The sequence below is a fragment of the Microcystis sp. LE19-10.1B genome, assembly GCF_027530565.1.
Lineage (GTDB): Bacteria > Cyanobacteriota > Cyanobacteriia > Cyanobacteriales > Microcystaceae > Microcystis > Microcystis aeruginosa.
Genome location: NZ_JAPZQM010000087.1, coordinates 1 through 9,206 on the forward strand (window position 1 = coordinate 1; position 9,206 = coordinate 9,206).

A 9,206-nucleotide genomic window follows, 5' to 3' on the forward strand; every position below is an offset into this window, starting at 1 on the left:
CACACCCCACACCCCACACCCTACACCCCACACCCCACACCCTACACCCTACACCCCACACCCCACACCCTACACCCCACACCCCACAGTCTAGGACTGGTCTATGTCTCTAGAGGCGAGGGCTGCGATAAGCTGATAAAGGAAAGATTGTCACCGAGCAATTATGGTGGCGTTACTCGCTAACGCAGTTGACACCCGATAAATGATACAGGAGTTATCTATGGAAACTATTTTTATCCCCCACCTCCTCAAATCTCCTGATCGACAAAGAGTGATTATCACCGATAATTTTATCCCCGGTCTAGAAACCTTGACACCGGTGCGGGGAACCTTGTTGGTTAGACATGGGGGCAATTTTTTGGAAGTATCGGTGAAAGCGGAAACCATCGTCACTTTAACCTGCGATCGCTGTTTACAACAATATAATCATCGTCTGCAATTAAACACTTCCGAATTAATCTGGCTAGACAAAAATAAAGACTACGATAGCTCCTATCCTCTAGAGCGAGAAATAGCCTACGAAGACCTCTCGGAAACCCTCGATCCTAACGGGGATTTTGACCCGCAAATGTGGTTATACGAGCAGTTATGTCTAACTTTACCCCCCCGTCAACTCTGCGGAGCCAATTGTCAACCACCCGATTTTCTTCTTCCGGAAAAGACTGCCATCGATGGTCGTTGGGCCTCCCTAGAATCCTTGAAAAGTCAGTTATCTCAATCGCAAAATTGAGCTTTGATGCTGATTTTTTTTCGGGTTTCGATCCCAGAGAAAAGCGATCAAAACCCGATTTTTTACTGGCCCCAAATCTTTTTCAGGACAGTTTCGGGGGTAATATCGGCGACTTTTCCCGTATTAGCTTCAATATATCGATGTAGCTCTCCCCCACTCGGTAAAACTCTCTTAGACAACGAAGGAACCAGCAGAGAGAGGGTATAGGTTCCCACGGCCACGGCTAACTGTAAAGGGACACTTTCGGTAGCTAATAATAAATTAGCACCGGCGATCATAGCCGCCATTTTACCGATATCGCCCGTTCTGGACACTTTTAAGTTATTATCCATGGCTTTGAGGGCTAAAACCCAAGCTTCATCTAGTTCTCCCTGGATTGCGACAATTGGCAACTCCGGTTGTTGATGGCGAATGCCTTGGATAATTTCTAGCCAACTCTCTAGGGGATAAAGCGTTTCCAGTCCTTGGCTGATGCTCAGATCGCTACCGCCGGCGTAGAGGAGAATATAGCCGCTATCCTTGATATTGAGGCGTTGCTGCTCCATTTGGGCCCAATCGATATCATCCCGATTCAATGTTATTTTTAAAGGTGGACAGGGTGCGGCAATCTTTAACCCTTTGACCAGTGCGTGATAATTATCCGCTAGATAGCCTTCCGTTGGCTGGGGTACTTGTTGCGATAAGAACCAGCTGCCATTATTTTCATAGCCTATACGGTTAAGAACACCATTTAACCAGAGTAAAAGGTTGATAGCAGGACGATTGGTGAGACTAATGGCGATTTCGTACTCCCGGTCCCGAATTACTCCCAAAATATTTAAATAATCCGCTAATCCGTACTGATCTCGATAGTCAAATAAAAGCACTTCCCTAACCTGGGGACAGAGACGATAGGCAGCCTTTGCTCTAGGTTCGACCAAAACATCAATGCTGCTTTGGGGGTAAGTTTGCTGGAGGGTTTCTAGAGTGGGAAAAAACAGCAGTTGATTGCTAATTCCTCCCGGTACAAGGGTTAATATTCGCATTTTATCTGGATATACCTGAATCGATCAGCTTAATTTTAGCAGTGTCCCTCGTTATTCACTAAATCCGGGCAGCGATGTTTTTTCCCAACAGAATGCGATCGCAGATTCTCTTAACTATTACCCGAAGGATTAGAACCGTACATAGCATTTAAAACCAAAGCGGGGTCAACGTATTGATTGCCGTACATCAGTCCCCAGTGCAGGTGTGGTCCGGTGGTGCGTCCGCTCATTCCCACTCTAGCCATGCGGGCCCCTGCCGGTATATCCTGACCGAGAGTAAGGACGATTCCCCCTGACCTATCAATCAAAAAAGTACCGCGGCTATCGGATTGAACCGAACCCATGAGATGACAATAAATATGTGTCCATTGACCGGATTGCATCTTAATCATGGTGCCACAGCCTGTATGATCCGATAACTCGACGATTCTGCCGGTCCACCAATTGCGAATATAACTGCCCAAGGGTGCGGCCAGATCTAAGCCGGCATGAAATTGTTGACTGCCATCCATGGGAGAGGAACGATAACCGAAACCAGAGGTATAGGTTTGAAAGTTTTCCACGGGGAAGGAGGCCCCGGCCCAAGCATTTTGAGCTATGAGGGTGGGATTAGCTTTAACGGGGTGTAAACGGTCAAATCCTAGAGAAATTAACGTTACAAGACAGCTAATCGCTAAAAAACGCAGGAATTTAACAGGCAGATACTTGAGCATGAGACTTACTCCAAACACCACAATTCAATATACCGCTAATTTTACCGGCGGCTTTTAACCGATATTTTAGTTATGTTTTGAGTTATTATTGACGATTGGTTAGCAGTTGACAACATTTCCCCTCAGGCTGCCAATTCCCCGACTCCCCCACTTAATTTTTATTTTTTACTGACTTGTAAGTAGGGAGGCACAATTATTTGTAGGATGGGTTAGCGGTAGCGTAACATGAGCGGGCGTCGGGTTTCATGCTTCAACCCAACCTACGTTCTCCGTTCATCTTATATTTAATTCCACCCACCCACTTACCATGTTAGACCTAAAGCAAATTAGAGAAAATCCAGAGGAAGTACAGAAACGCTTAGATAGTCGGGGAGGGAGTTATGATATTGCCCCTATTCTCCAGTTAAATCAACAACAGAAGGCTTTAGAGCAAGAACGCAGCAGTTTACAGGCCCGGGGTAACGAAATCGGTAAACTGGTGGGACAAAAAGTTAAAAGTGGCAGCGATGTCAACAGTCCCGAAATTTTGGCAATGAAAACAGAAGGAAACGAGATTAAAAGTAAACTAGCTCAATTAGAACCGCAGGAAAAAGAGATTAAAGCGGCCATTGACCAAAAAATCTTAGATTTACCCAATTTACCCAGTGAAACCACTCCCATCGGTAAGGATGAACGGGAAAATGTCGAAGTCAAACGCTGGGGAGAGGAATATAAACCCACCAACCCGAATATTTTGCCTCACTGGGAAATTGGGGAAAAATTGGGCATTTTAGACTTTGAACGGGCAGTAAAGATCGCCCAGAGTCGTTTTGTTAATCTTATCGCGCTCGGGGCAGCCCTAGAAAGAGCTTTAATTAATTTTATGCTCGATCGCCATATTGTCGCCGGTTATACAGAAGTTTTACCGCCAATTTTAATTAATAGTGACTCCCTGCGCGGGACGGGACAACTGCCGAAATTCGCGGAAGAAAGCTTTAAATGTCGAGATGATGAGCTTTGGTTAGCACCAACGGCAGAAGTACCTGTAACTAACCTCTATCGCGATGAAATCCTCTCATCGGAGCAATTACCGATCAAACACTGTGCCTATACTCCCTGTTTTCGTCGAGAAGCGGGCAGCTATGGCAAGGATACGAGGGGCTTGATCCGTTTGCATCAATTTAATAAGGTGGAAATGGTCAAAATCGTCCATCCTGACGATTCTGCTCAGGAACACGAAAGTTTAGTCGCTAATGCAGAGGCAATCCTGCAAGCTTTACAGTTGCCCTATCGGGTGATTGAATTGTGTAGCGGTGACTTGGGTTTTGCGGCCGCTAAATGTTATGACTTAGAAGTGTGGCTACCTTCGGCTAATACCTATCGGGAAATTTCCAGTTGTTCTAATTTTAGAGACTTTCAGGCACGACGGGCAAATATTCGCTTTAAAGAAAAAGGACAAAAAGGCACTAATTTTGTCCACACTCTCAACGGTTCGGGATTGGCGATCGGTCGTACTATGGCCGCTGTTCTAGAAAATTATCAACAGGCAGACGGGACGGTAAAAGTGCCAGAAGTGCTGCAACCCTATCTAAAACGGGAAGTTATTTGTTAAATTTTCTAAAAATGCTTGACAAAATGTCTATATAGGGTTTGCTGAATAAATCTAAAAACCTTGTTGGGTAAGACTTTTAGACCTTTTGTCAATCAAAAAGTACCGGATATGGGAGTGATCAGGGGGAAAATTCAGGTACTTTTTCCCTGAAAATTGGGTAGTTGACCACCTGAAAATCGGTAAAACCCTACACCCCACACCCCACACCCCACACCCTGCCCCCAAGAAAAACTTTTTGCCGCAAACACTATATAGTGCATTGAAAGAATTGAGCTTAACCCCACTCTAGAATTGCCTGTTTTAAGGCTCCTTCAGGCAAATTGGCGGGATCAAAAGACTCACCCGCTTCCACTCTCCCTAAAGCTTCAAAAAAAGCCCTCACACCACTGGCCGGTCCCGATGGGTGGTCCATAATTCCGGTTCCCGCATTGAGGATAACATTACGTCCGTAATCCCCAAGGACCTGGGGAACAATACCTGGACGAATACCGGCCGAGGGAACCGGAAAAACGTTTCTATCGCGCAAAATATCGCGAATTTTGCCTTCCTCCCGGGGATCGAAGGGTAAACTACCGTAAGCGGCGGGATATAGCACCGCATCGGCTCCTGCGTGGGCCATCATCGTCCCCAAAACCACAGAATAGGCTAATCCCGTATCGCTACCGGCACACATCGCTCCAGCAAAGGCAGGATGGGCGAAAATAGGCACATCGATCGCTGGATCACTGGCTAAAGCTTCTAAAACGGAAAAACCGTAGGTAAGAACGTTTAATAACAGGGCATTAGCCCCATGTTTCACTAATAAACGGGCTTTTCTCTGCAATTCGTCCGCTTTTCCAGTGACATTGACCGCATAGAGAACATTTCTGCCGGTTTGCTGCCGCACTTCCTCCAAAACCCGGCGACAACAATCTAGGCGCTCGTGGGTGGGAGCCACGGGAAGATCCGCCATGATTTCATCATCTTTAATCACGTCTAAGCCAGCAAAAGCCACTTCTCGCAGGATATCGGCGTGATCTTGCGCCGATAGTCCTAAAGCGGGTTTAAAAATTGCCATGACTAGAGGTCGATCATAAACCCCCAAACGTTGCCTAATTCCTGTGATTCCCACCTTGGCTTTTGTGCCGTAGTTTTCGGGGAGGTACACCCCCACCACTTTTCCGGCTCCAGCCATGGAATATTTGCCGAAAATCATGGTTAAAAGACTGGCGATGTCATTTTCAACGTTTATCTGGGGAAAACGCACCCTAGCCACCTTATAACCGTCGGCTTCCTCCCTGATCCCCACCACTTCCCCTAGGTGTTGTTGCAGCTGCTCTTGACGATGACTGTGGCGATCGCTCCAAGTGCCAGCGGTTTGACCGATAGCGATCGTTTTTGCCTGTTTTTCGGCATTAATAGCGGGAGGAAAGCGATAATCGACAATTATAGTCATAAGAAGTCAAAAGATAAAAAAGGGAGTGGGAATTATGAATTATAAATTATGAATTGGGGAAGTGGGGAGCTTTTTTCAGTGTTGCCAAAGGCACGGCGTAGCCGTCCAGTAAACAGTAAACAGTAATCAGTGAACTGAAAACTCACATCTGATAACTGATAAGTGGGGAGGCACAATTATTTGTAGGATGGGTTAGCGGTAGCGTAACATGAGCGGGCGTTGGGTTTCATGCTTCAACCCAACCTACGTTCTACGTTCATCTTATATTTAATTCCACCTACCTACTTAACTGATCACTGATAACTGATAACTGATAACTGATAACTGATGACTTCGATCGGTTTTCTCAGCTATTGACAAGGGTTCCCCTAAAAGCCTACAAGTATTTTGGATAGGTATAGCCATTGAGGAACCGACCAAAATATGAAAATAAAGACAAGATTACGGGAATCGGGCAAATTTTTCTTAAAAAGCGGTGCTAGTATCGCCCTAGCACTATTTTTAATCTTAAGTCTGTTCACGGTTAAGGGGACTGCTCCTGCTTTAGCTGTGCTTGCTCAGGGTGACGCGGTAACGGATCCCACTGCTATTTTACGCAATGCCTTACCCATAGATAATAAACCAATTCGTCAAGTGCAACAATCGATCGAAGATATTGCCAAACATCTGCGGGCCAAACGTTGGAGTCCGATTAAAAAAGATGTCAAGGATGCCAATTATGCCCTTTCTACCAAAAGCAACGCTATCTTAGATAGTGTTCCCGAGGCAAGTAAAAGCCAAGGAGAGGAATTAATCGAAAAACTGAAAACGGGAGTGGCATCCCTCGATACGGCCGTAGAAGCGAAGGATAAAGAGGCAGTTTGGTCAACCAGACGGGAATTGCTCAATAATATCACCGCTTTAGAAGAATTAATGGTGGTGGGTTTTCCCTTTAACGTTCCCCCGGAATACGCTAACTTGCCGCAATTGCGAGGACGTGCCACCGTAGAGATGCAGACCACCAAAGGGGATTTAACTATCGTTGTCGATGGTTACAGCGCTCCGGTTAATGGGGGTAACTTTGTGGATTTAGTCCAACGGGGTTTTTATGACGGTTTACCCTTCATTCGCAGCGAAGATAATTTCGTTGTCCAAACTGGGGATCCCGTCGGTGCAGAAGAGGGATTTATTGACCCGAAAACTAAGCAATATCGCTCTATTCCCTTAGAAATTTTGATTAAAGGGGAAGAAGAACCAGTTTATGGCAATACTCTCGAAGAATTAGGGATTTACTTACCCAGTCTCGCCTTACCTTTTAACGCTTTCGGTGCATTGGCCTTGGCGCGTCCGGATACTAATCCTAACGGAGGTTCCTCGCAATTCTTTTTCTTTAAATTCGATAATGAATTAACTCCTCCGGGGTTTAATCTCATGGATGGTCGTTATTCGGTTTTTGGCTATTTAGTCGAGGGAAAAGAGGTGTTAGAAGAACTTACCGATAAGGATAAGATTATCACCGCTAAAGTGGTTTATGGCTTAAATAATCTCGTGCAACCTAGCTAGGGTGGGGGTTTTTAACTAGGTCTTGTCAAGGCAAAAAATTAGTCGAGATAGGGGAAGCATCTCAGATTCTGGGTGCTTCCCCCCATACCCCAGAAAAGTGGCAATTATCGGGGTCAATATTCCCCGCTAGTGAAAGCAAGGCACTTAGTAGATGTTACTGTGTTAACGACCATTTAAGTAAAACGTAGGGTGCGTTAGACGGCAGAAATTCCTGCTTTGACTTGAAGGTAAAAATCCGTCTAAGTAAAACGTAGGGTGCGTTAGACGGCAAAAATTACTGCTTTGACTTGAAGGCAACAATCCGTCGTAACGCACCACCTATCATCAACTAAGTAGTAAAACGTAGAAAGTAAAAATCCGTCGTAAAGCACCACCTATCTAAGTAGCCGGTTACAATGAGATCACTTACTTAGTATTTACTAAATACCTAGTTTTTGCAATGTTAGTAAACGTTCTTTACTAAACTCCTCGTACACTGTTTTCAGATGAGTAATATTCTCCTCCTCTGTTTCCAAAGTTTTCCCGTCTTTAACCACTTTTTTGCCTTGACTTGCCAAAATTTGCCAAACAAATTGTACGGCATCTTGGTTAGAGGATTTAGCCAAGAGGAATAATTGTTCTAAACGATTGACCACTACTCCAGTCCCAATCAAAGGAGAAGCTAAAAAGCTTAATTCCTCACTATAGACTGCTTTCGCTTTCACTGCATTATTAAAAGCATCAGTAGATGGTTTCCGTTGTTGGCAAGTTTGCTCATCCACAGCAGGATGAATATAGCCAATACCAGTTAAAATCACGAGAGCTTGGTAAAGACCATTTAAGTTAATATTTGAGGTTTTGGGGTGATTTTGTAGTTGCAGTAAAGTTTGGGGAGATTCCGCCAAAACCTGACAAATTGGCTGATAAATTGCCTCCTGTAACTTAACTTCTCCCACGGGGAACTGCTGCTCGAACTTGATATTTGCGGGATTAACAAGTAGAGCAAACCGGGTTTCTTGTAGTTGTTTAAGCTGTTCTTGGTTGGTTAAACCTAAAGAGCCTCGACTAAAAATATCACGACGGAATTGGCTATTAACGAAGAAATCTCGCACTACTTCCCGATAGATTGGGTCGCTGATTTTTGCTAATTTTTCTTGGGCTGCTGGGGAGAGATTGACCATATCAATATGATCATTAATATGGGCGGAACCCACATATTTAAGTTTAGCATCCTCTAATTCTTTCGCCACTTCATCGAAGTAAAAAGAATTCCATTCCTGATTGAAATACTCGTGAGCTAAATAATAACGATTTTGGTCTTTCAGGCGCTCGTAACGACTTTTTAAAATTGGATTTTGGACAAAATAACTAGCATTAGCTTCTAATAATTCTCCCGTAAAATTAAGAGCCTGTTCAATGCGGGTTAAAATTGACTCGGAACTGTGTTGACCATGACGTAACATTAAAGCTTGCATCGGCATCGCCGCCGACCAACCCGGAAGGGCATTATAGGAGATATAAACTAATCCCCCCACCTTGAGATTGCGGCGAATAAAATCAACTATTGCTTGGCGATTTCTGGCAGTAATCCAGCTATAAATTCCGTGCAGACTGATGAAGTCAAATTGAGGTAAATCTCGCTCTAAAAATTCCTCAAAACTATCATCAAAGAAAAGAATATTCTTCATTCCCGCCTTGGCCGCTAAATCTCTAGCTGTGGCGATATGGCTAGGATTGAAATCATTGGCATAAAATTGGGCGTGGGGATAGGTAGCCGCTAAAATATTCGTGGTAAAACCCTGACCACAGGCCAATTCACAATAGGTAAATTCTTGGCTAGAATCGGGGGGTTGAATCGATTTAATCAGAGTCGCTAAACCTAATTTTAGGGGACTTAACTCGCCGTAAAAGCCGCTAGTGTAGTTAACTTCCGATACATATCCTTCTGTCCAACTCATAGATTTTCCTCAAATATAATGACAATTCCTAAAATTAAGACTTGATTATACAGCAAAAGAGCCATGTCCCCTAGATTTTTGTTGGTGACAGCAAGGAGAAAAAATTATACAATGTCTATTAATACTAGAGTATTAACCGTTTAGCCAAACAATTCGGCAACTGCCAATAAACCCTAGAAGCGAGATTTCTCGTGAAAACTGACAGTCTCTTTTACCAAATCTTCCTGCGTTTT

Annotated in this window: 7 protein-coding genes and 1 pseudogene; 4 read left to right on the plus strand and 4 right to left on the minus strand. The window is 44.3% G+C overall.

What is annotated here, in order from left to right:
- Together O9332_RS02965 and O9332_RS02970 are read left to right on the plus strand one after the other, a co-directional pair.
- A pseudogene (locus O9332_RS02965) lies at positions 1 to 183 on the plus strand (hypothetical protein); the annotation flags it as partial.
- Positions 184 to 220: 37 nt separating this feature from the next.
- Positions 221 to 730 (plus strand): YceD family protein, encoded by a 510-nt coding sequence (locus tag O9332_RS02970; RefSeq protein ID WP_002762558.1) that lies wholly within the window; start codon positions 221 to 223, stop codon positions 728 to 730.
- A gap of 62 nt (positions 731 to 792) precedes the next feature.
- On the opposite strand, the gene O9332_RS02975 is transcribed toward O9332_RS02970, so the two are convergent.
- Positions 793 to 1,755, minus strand: coding sequence for a glycosyltransferase family 9 protein (locus O9332_RS02975; protein WP_002762556.1), 963 nt, complete (start codon positions 1,753 to 1,755; stop codon positions 793 to 795).
- 110 nt (positions 1,756 to 1,865) lie between these two features.
- Positions 1,866 to 2,468, minus strand: a complete 603-nt coding sequence (locus tag O9332_RS02980; RefSeq protein ID WP_002762554.1) for a M23 family metallopeptidase — start codon at positions 2,466 to 2,468, stop codon at positions 1,866 to 1,868.
- A 307-nt stretch (positions 2,469 to 2,775) separates the two neighbouring features.
- Here O9332_RS02980 and serS point away from each other — a divergent pair, with 307 nt between their 5' ends.
- A complete protein-coding gene (serS, locus tag O9332_RS02985; RefSeq protein WP_002762549.1) occupies positions 2,776 to 4,059 on the plus strand; it encodes a serine--tRNA ligase in 1,284 nt (427 codons plus the stop codon).
- A 274-nt stretch (positions 4,060 to 4,333) separates the two neighbouring features.
- Here serS and O9332_RS02990 read toward each other — a convergent pair whose 3' ends face one another.
- Positions 4,334 to 5,494: a 2,3-diketo-5-methylthiopentyl-1-phosphate enolase gene (locus O9332_RS02990; RefSeq protein ID WP_002762548.1), complete on the minus strand. Its 1,161-nt coding sequence runs from the start codon at positions 5,492 to 5,494 to the stop codon at positions 4,334 to 4,336.
- Positions 5,495 to 5,917: 423 nt separating this feature from the next.
- Between O9332_RS02990 and O9332_RS02995 the strand changes: the two genes are divergently transcribed.
- Positions 5,918 to 7,036 carry a peptidylprolyl isomerase gene (locus O9332_RS02995; protein ID WP_002762547.1) on the plus strand — a complete coding sequence of 373 codons (1,119 nt, stop codon included), beginning with the start codon at positions 5,918 to 5,920 and terminating at the stop codon, positions 7,034 to 7,036.
- Positions 7,037 to 7,455: 419 nt separating this feature from the next.
- On the opposite strand, the gene O9332_RS03000 is transcribed toward O9332_RS02995, so the two are convergent.
- On the minus strand, positions 7,456 to 8,973 hold the full coding sequence (locus O9332_RS03000; RefSeq protein ID WP_002762546.1) for a methyltransferase regulatory domain-containing protein: 1,518 nt from the start codon (positions 8,971 to 8,973) through the stop codon (positions 7,456 to 7,458).
- Positions 8,974 to 9,206 lie beyond the last annotated feature (233 nt).

What these genes read in the sequence shown, in the direction of transcription:
- O9332_RS02970 (WP_002762558.1), top strand. Translation starts at nt 221, where the DNA reads ATGGAAACTATTTTTATCCCCCACCTCCTCAAATCTCCTGATCGACAA.
- O9332_RS02975 (WP_002762556.1), bottom strand. Translation starts at nt 1,755, where the DNA reads ATGCGAATATTAACCCTTGTACCGGGAGGAATTAGCAATCAACTGCTG.
- O9332_RS02980 (WP_002762554.1), bottom strand. Translation starts at nt 2,468, where the DNA reads ATGCTCAAGTATCTGCCTGTTAAATTCCTGCGTTTTTTAGCGATTAGC.
- serS (WP_002762549.1), top strand. Translation starts at nt 2,776, where the DNA reads ATGTTAGACCTAAAGCAAATTAGAGAAAATCCAGAGGAAGTACAGAAA.
- O9332_RS02990 (WP_002762548.1), bottom strand. Translation starts at nt 5,494, where the DNA reads ATGACTATAATTGTCGATTATCGCTTTCCTCCCGCTATTAATGCCGAA.
- O9332_RS02995 (WP_002762547.1), top strand. Translation starts at nt 5,918, where the DNA reads ATGAAAATAAAGACAAGATTACGGGAATCGGGCAAATTTTTCTTAAAA.
- O9332_RS03000 (WP_002762546.1), bottom strand. Translation starts at nt 8,973, where the DNA reads ATGAGTTGGACAGAAGGATATGTATCGGAAGTTAACTACACTAGCGGC.